The organism is Fulvivirga kasyanovii (genome assembly GCF_009711405.1).
Lineage (GTDB): Bacteria > Bacteroidota > Bacteroidia > Cytophagales > Cyclobacteriaceae > Fulvivirga > Fulvivirga kasyanovii.
On the sequence record NZ_SMLW01000563.1, the window covers coordinates 1 to 17,375 of the forward strand.

Annotated in this window: 16 protein-coding genes; all 16 read left to right on the top strand. The window is 41.9% G+C overall.

Annotated elements, in window-relative coordinates; all coding sequences use genetic code 11:
- Nucleotides 1-193 (top strand): TerB family tellurite resistance protein (locus E1163_RS30575; RefSeq protein ID WP_221418001.1); only part of this gene is annotated, 193 nt, incomplete at its 5' end.
- 153 nt (nucleotides 194-346) lie between these two features.
- Nucleotides 347-1,240, top strand: coding sequence for a sensor histidine kinase (locus tag E1163_RS14205; RefSeq protein WP_155172918.1), 894 nt, complete (start codon nucleotides 347-349; stop codon nucleotides 1,238-1,240).
- Nucleotides 1,241-1,253: 13 nt separating this feature from the next.
- Nucleotides 1,254-1,628, top strand: a complete 375-nt coding sequence (locus E1163_RS14210; protein ID WP_155172920.1) for a DUF7793 family protein — start codon at nucleotides 1,254-1,256, stop codon at nucleotides 1,626-1,628.
- A gap of 22 nt (nucleotides 1,629-1,650) precedes the next feature.
- Nucleotides 1,651-2,025 (top strand): DUF7793 family protein, encoded by a 375-nt coding sequence (locus tag E1163_RS14215; RefSeq protein WP_246223687.1) that lies wholly within the window; start codon nucleotides 1,651-1,653, stop codon nucleotides 2,023-2,025.
- A 51-nt stretch (nucleotides 2,026-2,076) separates the two neighbouring features.
- Complete coding sequence (locus E1163_RS14220) at nucleotides 2,077-4,218, top strand: sensor histidine kinase (RefSeq protein ID WP_155172922.1); 2,142 nt, start codon at nucleotides 2,077-2,079, stop codon at nucleotides 4,216-4,218.
- 161 nt (nucleotides 4,219-4,379) lie between these two features.
- Nucleotides 4,380-5,885, top strand: coding sequence for an AAA family ATPase (locus E1163_RS14225; protein ID WP_155172924.1), 1,506 nt, complete (start codon nucleotides 4,380-4,382; stop codon nucleotides 5,883-5,885).
- A gap of 36 nt (nucleotides 5,886-5,921) precedes the next feature.
- Nucleotides 5,922-6,422 (top strand): hypothetical protein, encoded by a 501-nt coding sequence (locus tag E1163_RS14230; RefSeq protein ID WP_155172926.1) that lies wholly within the window; start codon nucleotides 5,922-5,924, stop codon nucleotides 6,420-6,422.
- 214 nt (nucleotides 6,423-6,636) lie between these two features.
- Entirely contained in the window at nucleotides 6,637-7,332 is a 696-nt protein-coding gene (locus E1163_RS14235) for a coiled-coil domain-containing protein (protein WP_155172928.1), read from the top strand.
- Nucleotides 7,333-7,342: 10 nt separating this feature from the next.
- Complete coding sequence (locus E1163_RS14240) at nucleotides 7,343-8,464, top strand: hypothetical protein (protein ID WP_155172930.1); 1,122 nt, start codon at nucleotides 7,343-7,345, stop codon at nucleotides 8,462-8,464.
- A gap of 21 nt (nucleotides 8,465-8,485) precedes the next feature.
- Complete coding sequence (locus E1163_RS14245; RefSeq protein ID WP_155172932.1) at nucleotides 8,486-10,300, top strand: OmpA family protein; 1,815 nt, start codon at nucleotides 8,486-8,488, stop codon at nucleotides 10,298-10,300.
- Between the two features lie 92 nt (nucleotides 10,301-10,392).
- Entirely contained in the window at nucleotides 10,393-11,163 is a 771-nt protein-coding gene (locus E1163_RS14250) for an ABC transporter permease (RefSeq protein ID WP_155172934.1), read from the top strand.
- A gap of 6 nt (nucleotides 11,164-11,169) precedes the next feature.
- The gene (locus tag E1163_RS14255; RefSeq protein ID WP_155172936.1) at nucleotides 11,170-12,000 is read left to right on the top strand and encodes an ATP-binding cassette domain-containing protein; all 831 of its coding nucleotides are present in this window, start codon (nucleotides 11,170-11,172) and stop codon (nucleotides 11,998-12,000) included.
- A gap of 40 nt (nucleotides 12,001-12,040) precedes the next feature.
- Entirely contained in the window at nucleotides 12,041-13,150 is a 1,110-nt protein-coding gene (locus E1163_RS14260) for an outer membrane beta-barrel protein (protein WP_155172938.1), read from the top strand.
- 344 nt (nucleotides 13,151-13,494) lie between these two features.
- Nucleotides 13,495-14,277 (top strand): sensor histidine kinase, encoded by a 783-nt coding sequence (locus tag E1163_RS14265; protein ID WP_155172940.1) that lies wholly within the window; start codon nucleotides 13,495-13,497, stop codon nucleotides 14,275-14,277.
- A gap of 235 nt (nucleotides 14,278-14,512) precedes the next feature.
- Nucleotides 14,513-15,937: a hypothetical protein gene (locus tag E1163_RS14270; protein WP_155172942.1), complete on the top strand. Its 1,425-nt coding sequence runs from the start codon at nucleotides 14,513-14,515 to the stop codon at nucleotides 15,935-15,937.
- A 323-nt stretch (nucleotides 15,938-16,260) separates the two neighbouring features.
- Entirely contained in the window at nucleotides 16,261-16,950 is a 690-nt protein-coding gene (locus tag E1163_RS14275; protein WP_155172944.1) for a helix-turn-helix domain-containing protein, read from the top strand.
- Nucleotides 16,951-17,375: the final 425 nt, after the last annotated feature.

Here is a 17,375-nt window from a genome sequence, read left to right on the forward strand (position 1 = left end):
TTACCTGATTCCTCAGAACCAGGTGGAAAAAGAAAAACAGCTTGAGGATATGATTAAGCTGGCCATGGTTGATGGCGATTTTGCCCCCGCGGAGCATAAACTCATCAATACAGTAGGCGCAAAGCTCGGCTTTGACAAGAAGGAACTTGACCAACTTGTAGAAAAACATATTCATAAGATTAAGGTGAAATAATAGCCACGCATCTTTCTGGTGCGCATATGTGTCGTTGATCAGTCCGGGCAAGACGTTTTTACCCTGAGATATGCCAGATATAAAGTGTTTATTAATGTAACTTTTTCTATATTACATTAGAGCTACTTTAGGTCAGTCATAAAGCTTTGAGCTATGGATGGTCAGGATAACGAACAGAGGTTAAGCGATATTCTGGATATGATAGGAAGCATGGCTTCGCTTGATTTTTCCCGGGTGCTGAAGATAAGCGATCGCAATGATATGATCGACGCCATAGCACTTGGGCTGAACATGCTTAGCGAGGAGCTGAATGCCCAAATGGTAGCGCGCGACACGCTTGATGAGTTGAATGACAGGCTTGAACAATTCGCCCACACAACAGCTCACGACCTTAAATCCCCACTCAACAATCAATCAGGGTTACTGATGCTACTCGAGCTGACCTTAAAGCCTGAGAAGGACAGTGATGTGGAAACCTGCATCAATAAGCTCAAGCTGATGAACGAAAAAATGAAGAGCCTGGTAGAAGGGATCCTGGCCTATTCGGTGGTACAAGCCAGGGAAATAACAAAAGAGCGAATTGATCTTAACGAGCTGCTCCGGGAGGTTATGGAACTTGACGATGTTGTGGGAAGGGCTGACGTTGTAGTTGAAGGCACACTCCCTAACATCTTTTATAACAAAACATCCAGTATCCAGATCATTAGAAACCTGCTCGACAATGCTATCAAATATTCCGATAAGGCCAGGTGCAAAATTCGAATTTCGTCGAAGGACCTCGGTAAGTACTACCAGATTACGTTCAAGGACAACGGCCCGGGGATTGAATCCAAATACCATGATAAAATATTTGAGCTTTTCAATAAAATAGAGCCTTCCTATAAAGCGGGCAGTGTGGGTGTTGGCCTGGCTACCGTTAAACGTATTGTGGAAGCAGGAGGTGGGCGTATATGGGTGGAGTCGGAGCAGGGGAAAGGAGCCTCATTTCATTTTACATTGCCTAAACATGGCGAGTCAGTGGAGACGGCTAAAGCAATGGATGATTAAATACTCAACCACTATGGAATACCGGGAAACAGCCAAGATCAGATTTACACTACGGGATGACAATATTCTGCAAACAGAGTGTAATCCCAATACTGTGATGACCCTGGAAGATGGAATGGAAAGTACAAGGATATCTGCAGAAATGGTGGATTATACACCTTTACCGCTTTTGTGCGATCTGACAAACGTGGTTAAAATGACCCAGGAGTGCAGGAGACATTTTTCTGGAAAGGAACATGCAGAGACCTTTAGTAAGTGTGCTTTAATAGTGACTAACCCGGTTAGTAAGATCATCGGTAATTTTTTTATTGGCCTGAACAAGCCCCTAAAGCCGACTAAGTTGTTTACCAGCAAAGAAGAGGGGTTGAAATGGCTTAAACAAGTATGAAATTTACCTGATACCCGAAACAATGATGCAGCGCGAAACAGATAAAATAAAGTTTATTCTCAACACGGATGGCATCTTATATATAGAGTGCCTGCCCAATACGGTCATGACTTTAGAAGATGGGAAGCTTAGTACCAGACTAGGGGCTGAACTGGTCAATGGTAAGCCTGTGCCCATGCTATGTGATCTTACCAATGTTGTTAAAATGACGCATGACTGCCGAAAGCATTTTTCAGGCCCTGAACATGCCGAAATTTTCACCAAATGCGCTTTGATGGTTACCAGCCCGTTAGGCAGGATCATCGGTAATTTTTTCCTGGGTGCCAATAAACCTTTAAAACCAACAAGACTGTTTACCAATAAAGATGAAGCTGTAAAATGGTTAAAAGATAGATAATAATATACGACACTGATCGGGTTGAAATGTTGTTTATAAGGTGGCTTAATTATGAAGATATTGTTTTCCAGGATGCTGATCATCGTGCTTTTGAGCTTTGTAAGTGCCTCAGCCATATCGCAGAAGGTGGGGTTACTTCTAGGCAGTTACGTCAGTTCCAGATGGTATCTTGACCAGAAGTTATTTGTTGACCGTATTGGCGATTTGGGTGGTGAATGCATTGTTAAAATTGCATATACCCCTGATGAGCAATCTGAGCAGGCGCGAAAGCTTATCGAAGAAGGTGTGGAAGTATTGGTGATTGTACCTCTGGATGCGGACAGGGCAGCCTCTATAGTGCGTTATGCCAGGGGCTTCGGTGTTCCTGTTATATCCTACGACCGCCTTATTCTAAGCAAAGATCTTGCTGTTTACCTGTCATACGACAACCTCAAAGTAGGCCGGATGCAGGCCCAATATATGGTATCAAAAGTGCCGCGGGGAAATTACCTACTGATAAATGGGCCTACATCCGATCATAATGCTATCCTTTTTCGAAAAGGACAGTTGGAGATCCTACAGCCACATATAGATATGGGTAAAATCCGGATTGTAGATGATGTTGTACTTGACAACTGGAGCCAGATGGATGCTTTCGAGAAAGTAACACTTTATTACAAGTCAGGGCGCGAAAAACCAGATGTGATACTGGTAGCCAATGATGCCCTGGCCAGCGGCGTGATCCAGGCGCTACCCTCAGGGTATGCAGGTAAAGTGCTCATCTCCGGTCAGGATGCCGACCTGGCCGGTATTCGTAATGTGATCGCCGGTAACCAGACCATGACTGTCTATAAGCCGATCAAGCCACTGGCATATGCAGCAGCAGAAATGGCTGTAGCTCTGGTTAACCGGAAAGACCCTGGAGCTGATGTGATCAGGCATAATGACAGCATTGCGGTACCTACCATCCTGATGGACCCATTGGTAGTGGATAAGAGCAATTACAGGGAGACCGTTTTGAAAGATGGCCACGCTTCTCTGCTGGAAGTAGTTAACAATTTGGGAGAGGCCTTCGAGCAGGAACGTAACAAGATTCGTATGTCCCTTCTGGAAAAAGAGAAAGCTTTGGAAATTCAGAAAAAAGTTAATCAACGCAACACTTTCATTATCATATTGACCTTCTTTCTGATGTCCCTAATCGGTTTGAGCTATACCATTTACCAAAAGCAGAAGGACAACAAAATGCTCAACAGGCAAAAGGAGATCATCGAAAAGAAAAATGAGGAGCTCAACCAATCAAACGAAACTTTAAGGGCTTATAATGATGAGCTGACCCAGCACCAGGAAGAAATAAGCACCCAGCGTGATGCTATTGCCATACAAAACCAAAAACTTGAAGAAGTTAAAAAGATCATCGAGCAACAGCGTGACGAAATCATGCGCCAGAATGAAAAGCTTGAAGAAGAGGTGCAGAAGCGCACGGGAGAGTTGGTACAATACATTCAGCAATTGGAGGAGTATGCCTTTATTACAGCCCATAACCTCCGGGCACCCGTGGCCAGGATTGCAGGACTTGGGCAGCTTATTGAGAAGAAACAGAGCAATCCGGAAGAATTGAAGTTTATACTCGAAAAGCTGAGTGCAGCCAGCGAGGAGCTAAGTTTGATATTTGAAGACCTGAATGCTGTGCTCAACATCAGGACATTCTCCATGGAGGTGTTTACACACGTTGACATTCCTGAAGAGATCAACTATGTAAAGGACAACCTTAAAGCAGAAATCAGCCAGCACAATGTCGTTATCAAAACAGAAGTTGACCAGGTGCAGACCATCTTTTCCATCAAACCCTATATGCAGAGTATTCTTTTCAACCTGATCAGCAATGCCATTAAATATAGGCACCCGGAGCGACAGCCGGTAATAACCGTTAAAACCAGACTTGTGGATGGGAAAGTTTGTCTGTCAGTTTCTGATAATGGCATTGGCATAGAAGAACCTTATACGGAAGCTATGTTTGAGTTGTATAAGCGCTATCATTTTCATGTAGAAGGCCGGGGTATAGGTTTGTTTCTGGTTAAAACTCAAATGGATGCATTGGGCGGGGAGATAAAGGTGAAAAGTGAGGTGGGGAGGGGTACAACCATAGAACTTTACCTTAAGTACAGGGCCAACAGTCCATCAATAGAAATTGTAGATGAAAATATTACTATTTAATTATTATATTGCCTCGATTTTTTAAATATATATCCATGAAATGACCATGCAGCCAAGCCATATCAACCGAGAATGAATAATAAAGATATTTTCGTACCGTAGGGGCAGGGATCAGAATGCTATGGTCTTCTATGTGACTATAAAAAAACAAAAGCATATACATGAAAAAAGAAAATGGACATGTGGCTACGCCGGTTTCTGCCGAATACATTGAAATGCTCTCCGGAGAAAGCAGAAAAGCATATGAGACATGTCTAATACTGGATCGGGATAAAGATTTTGCTGCCGCCGTACCCTCTATGGTTGACGAGCAATCTGGCAATATACAATATAAGCCGCAGCACATTCTGCTGCATGATATAGTTAATATTTTTAATCGTTTTTCAGTACTTCGACCTGATCAGCATGCTATTCCGGTAAAGGCAAAGCTCATATTAATTTATCTGTACGAACAGATGCAAGGTAAAGACCTGAGTGAGATGTATGGTATCTCACGGCTCAATGATATGATACACTCACCACGCTTTGAAGAGAACATTAGCATTATCAGGAAGACCTCATTTTTTGCGCCTGTTAAAGAAATGAAAGATGAGTTTATTTTACCTGCTATACTTTTAAAAATAAGGAGTGAATATTTTCAACCCGTTGCCTCTCTGCTTACCCGGCTGGCTTCCTTAATAGCCAAAGCAGATAACAGGATCTCCAAAAAAGACAGCGAATTGCTGAAGGAAATATCAGAAAAGGCCAACAGTCCTAAAATTATTATTGATAAAGCCGCTTATAATGAAGTGCCTGACAATGATACACTTGAAATTGTATTGGCCGAGCTCCATGAGCTAATCGGTATGCAGGATATAAAAAAGAATGTTGAAGACCTTACCAATTTTCTAAAGGTGCAGAAAATGCGGGAAGAAAAAGGCCTGAAAACCGTCAACAATTCTTTACATGCTGTATTCATGGGGCCTCCGGGTACCGGAAAAACCACCGTTGCACGACTGCTTGGCCGCATTTATAAGCACCTTGGCTATCTTGAAAACGGACATTTGGTAGAAACAGATCGTGCCGGCATGGTGGCGGGTTATGTAGGGCAAACAGCCTTAAAAGCTGACGAGGTAATAAAGAGCGCCAAAGGAGGTGTATTGTTTATTGATGAGGCCTATTCGCTGACCTCCGGAGGACTTAACGACTTCGGTAATGAAGCCATAGAAATACTGTTAAAGCGAATGGAGGACCACCGGGGGGAAATGGTGGTGGTTGTAGCTGGTTATCCTGACGAAATGGAGATATTTATCCAGTCCAATCCTGGACTGCAGTCAAGGTTTAACCGCTATTTTGAATTTGATCATTTCGCTGTCAATTCATTGATGGAGATCTTTAAGCTGTATGTAAAAAAAGCCGATTTTGTACTCACTGAGGACGCTGAGGCAAAGCTTATGGAGATACTGGAAAGAGTACACGAGAAAAGGCACAGAGGGTTTGGGAATGCCCGTACCATGAGGAACCTGTTCGAGAAAATTATTGAGAGGCAGGCCAACAGGATAGTATCCGTTGTACCTGTTACCGAGGAACTCCTGAAAACACTGACCGAGGAAGATATCCCCGAGATACTTAAAACAGTAAAGGAAATCGTGGTTTTTGAGGATGAAGAGGACATCGAAGAAAAGTAACGGACATAACTGATTAACAATTAAAAAAAACTATAAATGACCCTTCAGGATTTGATCAATTGGTTTGGGGAAAACCAAACGGCTGTACTGGGCTACTTTGGTGTATTTCTGGTACTTACACTTATACTGATAGCTATCGTAAGCGATAGTAATTTTGATGCGGTAAAGTATCCGCTTAGCGCTGTAGTGTACGCGGTAACGGTGCCGGGAATACTCTCTGCAATTATCCTCCTGTATTCATTATTTATTCTGAAAGCAGACCTGCTTAATGTTAATGTCGTGGTTTACTTTGTGCCGGTGATTGCCATGATATTGACGCTGGTTATTATGAACAAAAAAGTGCCAATGAGAAGGATACCGGGTTTTGACAGGCTGTCCGGTTTGATGATCATGATATGTGTGGCTTTTTCTATTGTATTTGTGTTACAAAAGACATATTTTGGGATTTTCTTATTTGGTGGGTTTACCCAGTTGCTGGTGGTGTTTGCTGTTTTACTAATTATAATTAGAGTAGCCTGGGCACGCATTACAAAGTAGTTGCCTCGTAAGTATTTCAAATGATAATATTGACGCAAATATTGTAATACATCTGTATAGTTATATGTTTTCTTTGTTTTGTGTATATTTTGAATTAATGTTTGTAACAAAAAAAGGATTACCGAATAATAATCATAAAAATTCGTATAAATTTACCCCCTAAACCTTATCCTAACCAGAGCTTAATTTAATCACTCAGCAAATATATTTTTAAATGGCTAACGACAAATTCAACTGGAAAAGCCTCTTCATAAATGAAGAAGAACCTAAAAAGGAAAGTGCCCCTGAAAAAGCAGAAGAACCAAAATCGAGGACTCAATCCTTTCCAAGTTCCTCATCAGGTAAATCATCAAACACAAAATTTCCGGCTCATCCTCCGAAAGGTGGTGCTGTTGACAAAAACATCCTCGACACCATTGTAGAGATGTATGAGGCCGGATTTGATTCATTAAATAGGCCAGGCTATGATTTCTATGAATTTTTTAAAGCCATACAAGCCGTGGGTTCAAACGAACCTTCCGTATATAAAATGGCTCTGACCATGGCACAGGGGGTGGACAATAAGGTGAATAAAGATACACTGCTTACCCAGGCAAACTTCTATATCAATGAAATTGAAAAGGTCCATAAGCAATACCAGTCCCAGGGAAATGCTAAAAAGTCTGAGCTGCAAAACACACAAGCTGCCCAGAAGGAGAATTTAACAGCAGAGATCTCTGCGTTGGAGAAGCAGCTAATGGAGATTCAAAATAAAATAAGCGCCAAAAGAAATGAACTACAGTCCCTCGATGTCAACCTGATGGCTGAGGTTGAGGAAATTGACCAGAAGATCGTAGCCAACGATAACGCAAGGACAAAGCTTCTGGCAACAATTACTACCGTGGTAGAAGGTATCAAAAACAACATATAAGTATAATTAAATGGATCTTAAAGAATCAAAAAGTCATGTTTTGGATCTTCCAATTCTGAAACATTTTGACGACGAGAAGGGAGAGGTCTCCTTAAACCCGAAAAACTGGAGAAGTGGGGAGAAAACGTTGAACCTGATGCTCAAAATAGCACTTTTCGCTGGGTTGGGCTATGCTGCATGGGTTTATATTTTGCCACCGTTGTTTACGGCCCTGGGGCAGGTGATAGCCCTTGCCGGTGTGGCTGTATTCCTCATATTTTTTGTGATGATGCTACCTGTAATATTTAAAGGACTAAGAAGGGCAACCAGGGCAATTCATAAATCACTGATCCGACATGATCCTTTTGGAGAGTTACAGGAGCAAAAAGCCAAAATGTTACAAAACAGAAAAGTTTTTAAAGACTCCAAGGCAAAAATAAAGGCTCTGAAAAATACCATGGAGGCAGAAGCCTTTAAGGCAGAAAAAGAAGCCAAAGATTTTCAGGACCATGTAGTGAACCTTCAAAAGCAGGCGCAGAAGATCAGAGGAGAAATGGAACGGATAGTGGCCGAGAAAGGTAATGCCGGAAAAGACACTGACGAATATGTAGAGCTACACAGTGCGCTGGCTAAAAAACTGTCCGAATCACAAAGGATATCGCACCAACTGGAGCAAAGTAAAAGCTTTGTGCAGAAATATGGAAGCCGGGCCAATGTGATGGGCAAACTGGATAGAAAACTGACTCTGGCTGGTACCGCGATTGACATTAAGATCAGTGACTTTGAAGTTACCATCAAAATGCTGGAAAAAGAGTATGAGTTTGCCAAAACAGCCAAGGCCGCTACCGATGGAGCCAAGTCGGCCATGCTATTTACCAAAGACTGGGAGCTTGAGTATGCTCTGGATGTGGTAACCGAAACCATAGCCATCGATATAGCCAAGACCCAGGAGAACCTCTCGGACATTGATATGCTTACATCCAAATACGATGTGGACAGTGACGAGTTGTACTCTCAGTTGGATACCCTGGCTGACAAAATAAAAACAGGCCAGGATTATGTGCCTGAATCTAAAAAATATAATAACCCGAACTATAAATTGACACAGGAAGATAAACTTGCAGGTGGTGGGTTCGGTAACATGTTTGATTAATTATTAATACTACAATTTACAATGGGAAAAATTTTACGAACGTCGAAACTTACTACATTATCAGAACTGATAATTGTAATTGTTGTGCTGGGAGGTATTTTAAGTGCCGTGTACTACTATTCTCCCGGGCTGCGGGTAAGTGAATCAAAGCAACTTGACCAGCTTAACCTGAACAAAGAAGAAGTTGATAACGTCACTACGGCCGAAAAAATGCCTTTGCCGGATACAGACCTCTCAAGCGAAGTTAAAAACAAACCTTTGGTGAGAATGGCAGCTTATGCCTGGAATGCGCAATCAGGTATTATTGTAGCCAATGGAGGGCCGAAAACAACAGAAGGATCATTGATGGAAAAGAACGGGGTGAACCTGGAAATCATCCGTCAGGACTGGTTATCAGAGCTTCGAAATATGCAAATGAAGTTTATCGAAGAGTTTGACAGAGGAGAGGAATTTCCTGATGCTGATAAGAGTGCCTTTGCGATCATGATGATGGGTGATGGAGCGCCATTTTACATCAGTACCATGCAACAGGCTTTAGATGATAAATTTGGAAAAGATAAATACCACGTACAGGTAGTGGGGGCTGTAGGCCTTAGCTATGGTGAAGATAAGCTGATCGGGCCTCCAAGCTGGAAGGTTGACCCTAAAAGTATGAAAGGCGCGCTTATTTCAGCCGTACTTGGTGATGGTGACTGGGTTACTGCGGTTAACTATGCATTTGCCAATGGTTTGAAAGTAAATCCGGACGTTAGCACTTATGATCCTGAGGCTGTTAACTTCTATCCATCTCAGGATGATGACTATATCAAATCTGCCGAAGAGCTTATCAAGTCTCAGAAGTCAGGGTGGACTGTTCCTTTGAAAGAAGTGAAGAACGGGAAACTTACCGGACAGGTTATCAACAAGAAAATAGACGGCTGTGCTACATGGACACCTGGTGATAAGAAAGTTTTTGATGAGTTGAGCGGTTTTACTGATGTAGTTTCTACCAGAGAGTTCAACAACCAAATGGCAACTACAGTCATCGCTGTAAAAGAGTGGGCGGTGAAGCACCCTGATATTATTAGCAATATCCTTAAATCTGCTCTGACTGCTTCTAACCAGATGAAACAATACGATGAGTGGAGAGTAAGAGCTTCTGAGGCAGTAGCAGCTACCTATGACCTGGAAACACCTAAGTACTGGTATGACATGTTCAAAGGTATGAAGGGCAACAAAAACGGTATTGAGTACAACATGGGTGGTTCAAGGGTATTCAACTATGCCGATGTAATGCAGTATTACGGTATCACTGATGGTGTAAACCGATACAAAGCTGTTTACAATCAGGTGTCATCTTACCTGACTGAATTGAACCCGTTTGGCTTCAATGAGTCAGTTAAAAGGGTAGTGCCTTATGACGAGGCCGTCAACCTGTTCTTCATCAAGAACATCAACGACATCGATGCAGGGTCTGCTTATAAAGCTGATTACTCGAAAGAAGCAGATAAGGTAATGGCATCAGGCGAGTGGAATATCAATTTTGATACAGGAAGTGACAACATTTCAGCTTCTTCTGCCCAGACATTGGAAACCATTTACAACCTGCTAATTCAGGCTGAGGATACTAAGTTGAGACTGGAAGGACATACCGATGATACAGGGTCTGCTGAGTCTAACTATGACCTTTCACAAAGAAGGGCACAGTCAGTAGTTAACTTCCTTAGAGGTAAAGGTATACCGCAGTCGCGATTCCAGTCTGTAATAGGAAAAGGAGAAGATGAGCCGGTGGAAACCAATACTACTGCTGCCGGAAGAGCTAAAAACAGACGTGTAGTGATTAGTTTATTGAATTAATAGGCATGTTATAATAATCTGGGCTATCTCAAAATCCTGCGGAAGCAATTCCCGGGCTTTGGAGATAGCCCTTATTTTTTATTAAACATAATATGAAAGAAATTTTTAAACCCTTTGAAAACATTGGAAGAAACAGCCGGCTCCTGATCATCGCATCCTGGGTCATAGCTGTTTTAGCATTCTGGTTTATTTCAAGTATGGGCGAAAGGCACCTGTTCCCATCCCCGGCGCAGGTACTGAGAGGCTTTACTGAGCTTTATAATGAGGGATTGGTCGTGCATATCGGAAGCTCGCTGTGGCTGTGTCTGGTGGCTATTGTTATTGCGGTCACTATTTCATTGATACTGTCCTATTTGTCCACTATACCCGTTATCACCCCAATAGCCAATGCTTTGAGCAAACTCAGGTATTTGCCGCTTACAGGGATCACCTTTTACCTGGCTATTATCATCAGCGACGCCAGAACGATGCAGGTCTGGGTATTAGTAGTGTTTATGAGTACCTACCTTACCACTTCGCTTTTGAGTATGGTGAGTGCCATAGCACAGGAGGAGTTTGACCATGCCCGTTCGCTTCAATGTAACCGCTGGGAAGTGCTTTGGGAAGTGGTAGTGAAGGGTCGGATTGACCATGTTATAGAAGTGATCAGGCAAAACCTGGCCATAGTTTGGATGATGCTTGTTACCGTGGAATCTATTCTGGTGGCCGCCGGAGGCCTGGGTTTTTTGATCAAAAACTCTGATAAGTTTATGAACCACGGCCGTATCATTGCCTTGCAAATTGTAATACTGGTAGTAGGTCTTTCCATAGACTTTATTCTTAACTACCTCAGAAAAACATTTTTCAGATATTCTAAAATATAAGTTTGTATGGGCTATAGCATGCAAAATACTTTGCTGTATGTAGAAAACCTTAGTGTGGCATATGGTGAAAAAACAGTAATAAAAGATATAAATTTTGTCGAGAAAGACGTCATCAGAAAAGATAATGTTACAGGACAGGTAGTTGCTGTAGTAGGGCGTTCCGGCAGGGGAAAATCAACCTTATTCAGAGCATTGACCGGTTTGATCAAGCCTACAACCGGCAAAATACTAATTGCGGACACCTCAACAGATGCAGAAAATGATGCCAAGGAGGTTGAAGAAGGTGATATTGGTTTTGTAGACCAGAAATACACTTTGTTTAGGAACAAGACAGTGTACCAGTCTCTCATGTTTGCTTTAAGGTTGAAAGAAAACATGACCAAAGAGCAAAAGCATGAAAAGATCATGACCTACCTGTCAGAATGGGGACTTGAGAAAGTTAAAGACCAATACCCTTGCGAACTCTCCGGTGGACAGCGACAGCGGACCGCTATCATTGAGCAGATCTTTTGCTCAGGGCATTACATGGTTTTGGATGAACCGTTTTCAGGGCTTGATGTAGGGAACATAGAAGACGTGAAAAACGCCTTTAGCCTGATCACCTCTATGCATGAATTTAATACCATTATTTACTCCACACATGATATCGAACTTGCCGTCGAGCTTGCAGATAGTATCTACGTGATCGGTTACCCAACCATTGATGGTAAACATGCCGAGTACGGTACTATTGTAAAGCATATTGATATGAAGGAGTTGAACCTGGCCTGGAAGGACTTCGGCATGGATCATATTGAGGTCGTGAAGCAGATCAAAGCCGTCATGATGCAGTCTTAATCTTAATAAACAACAACAACTTAATTAAACTACAAATCAAGTGAAAAACACTTTAAAGCTGCTGACCATAATGTTGGCAGGAACAATTTCTATAGCCAAAGCGCAGGACAGTCTTAAAAACAACCAATTGACCATAAGCAGTTATGTCGATGCTTACTCAGCAATGCATAACACCCAGTCGCCTCAGACAGAGTTTCAGCCATATACCGCTGTGGGAGCGCGAGACAATTCATTGGGAGTAAACATAGCCCAGATCGGCCTGAACTTTGAAAATGATCACATCCGCAGTGAAGTGATCTTCCATGCAGGAGACATACCCCTGGCTACCTGGGATAGTGACTACCAATACTTACAGGCTGCTAACGTAGGAATGAAGCTTACCGAAGGCCTTTGGCTGGATGCAGGTTTTTTCTCCACACATTTGGGTACAGAGAGCTTCCTGCCCAAGAACAATAACCTGAGTTCCATAGCAGTATTGACCTACAATGAACCCTTTTTCCAATCCGGTGCTAAACTGAGCTGGGACGCTACAGATGCTTTGTATGTGGAAGGTTGGGTACTCAACGGATATCATAGCTTTGTTGACAACAATGATTCTAAATCGGTTGGGGTACTTGTAAATTACAATATCTCAGACAATACCTCCATCACCTACACCAACTTGTATGGAAGGGAAAATGATGATGATTTTCCGCTTAAGCAAAGGAGGTTTTACCATAATGTTTACCTTGACCAGAACTGGGGAGATGAAGTATTCCTGACCATCGGCCTGGATTATGCCACCCAAACCAATTCAAATATTGATGATATTGAGGACAATGCCACCTTGTTTGGAGGGCTGGTGACGGCCCGGTACCAGTTCAATCCAAAGTGGTCAATAACAGGTAGGGGAGAACTGATCAATGATGAAAGTGGATTCGTGACCGGCTTAATAACAGACAATAGTGGGGCACAGAGAGGCCTTGAACTATTTGGGGCAACACTAGGTACAGAGTACAGACCTGTGGAGCAGGCCTATCTCAGAGCAGAAGTACGCTACCTTGAAGCTAAAGATAATCTTGAACTTTTCTATGATGGAGAACCCACTAACAGCCGGGTTGAATTTCTTATCACTTTGGGCTTTGAAATGGAAAAAGTATTCGGTTTCTGATCACCAATAACATATTACTAAATCCAAAAAAGCCAATCTGCTTAATTGCGGATTGGCTTTTTTAGTTTCGGAAGGCCCTGTAAATGGTATTAAATGCAGTTCATGGAGTGAAATGATGAAGATATTGTACTATCGGAAAGCTATGTTCCGACGACAGTCTTTTTTGCACGCAGGCAGTTATAGGTACAGTGTTTTGCCCATGGCCGGAGGATCACTTATAGACATAATTTAATACACAAGTTGCTGAAATTCAGGGATTACCCCGAAAATCAAAATCAGTATCCCTCTGATGTTTCGAATTGATAATTTCTATAATTTATAGAAATCATCAAATACTGTCTATTATGAAAACTGCGGCTTTAATCTATTCACGAAATGAAGAACTGTTTCCGGGAAATGCGTACTTCAATTTGAAAGAAATTTTACTTTACATTTTTCATCGCCATGTTTACCGAAGGTTGTACCATTTTAAATTATTGCTCACTATTCTTTTCAGGCCCGGCAGTAAACGCACCCGGGTTAATATAAAAAATGAGTTACCCTGGTTTAATTATTGCATCGCCTCCATGGATAAAACCATTGAAAACATCGGCACCTTTAATAATGCGTCAAACCCTGAGAAAATGGAATATCTTAATTTATGGCAGGTGGTAGAAGGTATCGCCAGAAAAAGAAAACGACTGGCCACCATGATAGGCGTAGAGATCGAGGTAAGTGTAAAGAAAGAATACTTTGTCTACATCAACAGAGAGCTTTTGGAAATCATTATCAGGAATATCCTCGACAACGCAATTCAGTACTCTGATGATAAAAAGCGTAGAAAGATCGTAAGCATTAGCGCTGTTGAAAACTGGGAACATCTCTATATAAGCATAAAAGATAACGGTATTGGTATTCCCGACAAGGAGATGGGTAAGATATTTAAAATGTTTTATAAAGTAGCCTCAAGCTCCCCAGGCTTGGGCGCAGGGCTATACCTTGCCAGAAAAGCAGTTGAGAAACTCAACGGAAGCATTGATGTGGTATCCTCGGCGGGTCTGGGATCCGAATTTCTTGTTCATCTGCCTTCAACAGTCTCAGTGTTGCAATCAGCAAGTAAAAGCAAAAAGGAAGGTGGCAAGTCCTGACAGGTTTCCTCAACACATAGTGGGAGGTCTGAGTACCATTCCATCAGTTATATCAATATTTTACTGTTACTGATGGGTACTCGAAAGATATTTTTCCTTTACAATATGGGGGTTTTTCCCCTACAAACTCACCGGTGACCTTTGTAATTTGGGGGTATCAAAATAAAAAGACCTAAACCGGTCAGGGAGACCTATAGTTGGCATTACAGGTTTTCAGGATCAGATACCCCATAAATTGAAGTCACTATTCGCTATAGTAAAAAACCTCTCAGATAAGGAAGCCCGGGCTTTCCAAAGGCTGTTTCTGTCGAAGAAACGGGATGGAGAGAACAAGAAACGGCAATTGTTTGAAGCAGCACTAAGGAGCAAAAGGCACGCAGATTTCAGGCAATTTGTAAAAGCCCAGAAGTACTCCCGGCAGAACTATTACCAATTGAGCAAGCGGCTTCGTGAGAGCCTGTACGATTTTCTATTGTCTTTTCATCATACCAAAAGAGAAGATGAGCGGTTTTGTGAAGAGATGTCGTGCTATAAAAAGCTTTACTGCGTAAAAATACTGCTGGACAGGGGTATGGAAGACCATGCCCGGCAGATGCTGGAAGAAGTGCTTTTCATAGCAGAAAAGCAGCACCTAACAGTTATCTATTGTGAAGCCATGGATCTGCAAAACAGGTACTTCCCGTTCGAGGCTCCATCCGTGAATACATCCCGTAGTTATATCAGAAACCTGAGCAGCGACCTCAGCATCAATGAATATTTAAAACAATACCTTATAGAATCAGTGATGAAAGACCATAACAGCGATTTTGGATTGCGCGGTAGCCTGATCCAACTGATCATTAATGACCAAATACCCGGTGCTGATGCTGGTTTCATGCGGCAGTTGCACGAGATCAATGGATTGTTTCACCAGCGCCTTTTTGAAGTGGCACACCTGCAGCTTGCATCCCTGCTAGAGTGGCTTGAGCAGCAGCCGGATACCAACAATGTTTGCATCGGACTTACAAACCTCGAATTGGCCAAGGCATCTGTTTGCATCAGGAATTTCGACGAAGCAGGCAATTTCCTATCGCAAGCAGAGAGGCATTTGGAACAAACGCTGCCATGGCAGTCAGTGATTTATGAGTTAAAGTACATTATTGCCCTCCGTACATTCAATACCAAAGAGCAGAATAAGATATTGCAGGAAGTAAAACACATATTGATAGCTTCTGACAAGGAAATGTTTGAAGGAAAATGGGGATACTACACCGCATATCATTTTTATCAACAAGGAGAGCTCAAGGAGGTTATAAAGCTGGCCAATTCCAGGATAGCCAATGCCATTAAAGATCAGAGGGAGCTATTAATGCTCAGGATCCTGGAGCTTATCTGCATCTATCGCCTTAATGATCAGGATTGGTTCTTCTATAAATCCGAATGTCTCAGAAAACAGCTTAATGGCAAAATTGACAAATCTGACAGGCTACAGATGTTCTTCTCTATTTTCAGGAAGCCATTTGATACTTCTTCGGGAGAAAACCTGATGTTGAAGAAACTAAAGATGCTGGAAGACATATCACCCTGGCATCCACTGAGTAAGGAGCTTCTTAGTTTCAGCGGCATACTCAGCGCATTGATGACCGTGTTCGAGCCGGAGTATTTGGTCGACAGCGATTAGGGTGATGAATAATAGCGGAAGTCAGATGCCCTCAACCCATAGGATGATGCGAAGTACTACAATTACAACTGAATTATCAGGCTTTATTGGATGAATTAGCAAAAAGAAAATGTTAAGAAAGATACCATAAAACTGATACCTCATGTAAGATATTGGTTGATATTGGTGATTTTTAAACGATAATACGGATTTGAAAGGCTTTTTAATTGAAAAATAATAAGCCTTATTAAATAAATACAATGTAATGTACATCGTCAGTTAGTCCTACATCTTAATTTTAATATACATATTTTTATATTTTCAGTTAAATATAAAAAGTATACATGCAAGGTAAGTTGGCTTTACCAGGTATTAATCTGCATGTGATAGATCATTGGCTGCAGGAGGGGGGACATGGCATTTATGAAGTAGGAGAGGTGTTGCCTTGCATCTTTTGCATTATTAAATCAGATCTAACACTGGAATATCTTAACCCCGTTGGCTTCGAATGGTTAAACATTCAGTCGAAGAGCTTTCTATACATCAATGAAAGCTGGTTGTCAAGGTCGAATCAAAATACGGCTTTAAAGGAATTTTTAGCGCAGTTAAAACCGTATTTGACCAAATCAGATCCGGAAGATGTTTACCATGACCTGCAAAGGGTATGGTTTCCATCAGAATCTGAACACAAGCTCTGTCTGATCTCTGCAAAAAAATCAGTGGCCTTGGGCGAAATGATCGTAATGATGCAGCCGTTGTCAGACATTCACTACCTCAGGCAAAAGATAGGCAGGCTGGCGGATGAAGAGGCTTTCTATTTGAGTAATTATAACAAGTTCAAGCAGCTCACTTCCAGAGAGATCGAGATCATAAGCCTTTTATCGAAAGGAATGAATAATCCTCAGATTTCCAAAGAGTTAAGCATCAGCCGCAAAACAGTTGAACAGCACCGTAAAAACATTAACAAAAAACTCCACACCAACTCATTTGTCGAGCTGATCAAGTATGCCCAGGTTTTCGACCTTCAGGATTAGAACGGAATAGGAGGTAAGTTAGAATTTCCGGTGAGATGCTTCTTTTCGGCTCTGAATCAGATACGACAACTATTAATAACAATAGGCAAAAGCAGTAGGCAAACTAGTATAAAACAATAGTGGGCTCGATTTCCTGATTTTCAGTGGCAAGTTTCATATTACTTGTTTTACTTTCCAATCTATTTACTCCACAGGTTTTACACTTGATCCTTAGATACTTCCCAACGCTCTCTATGCATATAAGCTTAATAATCTTAAGTCAATAAAGCACAAGTATAAATCCAGCCCTGGTAAGGGCGCTATCTATCAGCAAAAGGTGTAGCCTTTTGTCAAAAATCGAAAAAGATGCAAACCCTGAATGGGCGCAATTTCTCAGTTTGGCAGGTATTAATGCTGTCAGTACTTCTGAACAGTTAAGCTTTACC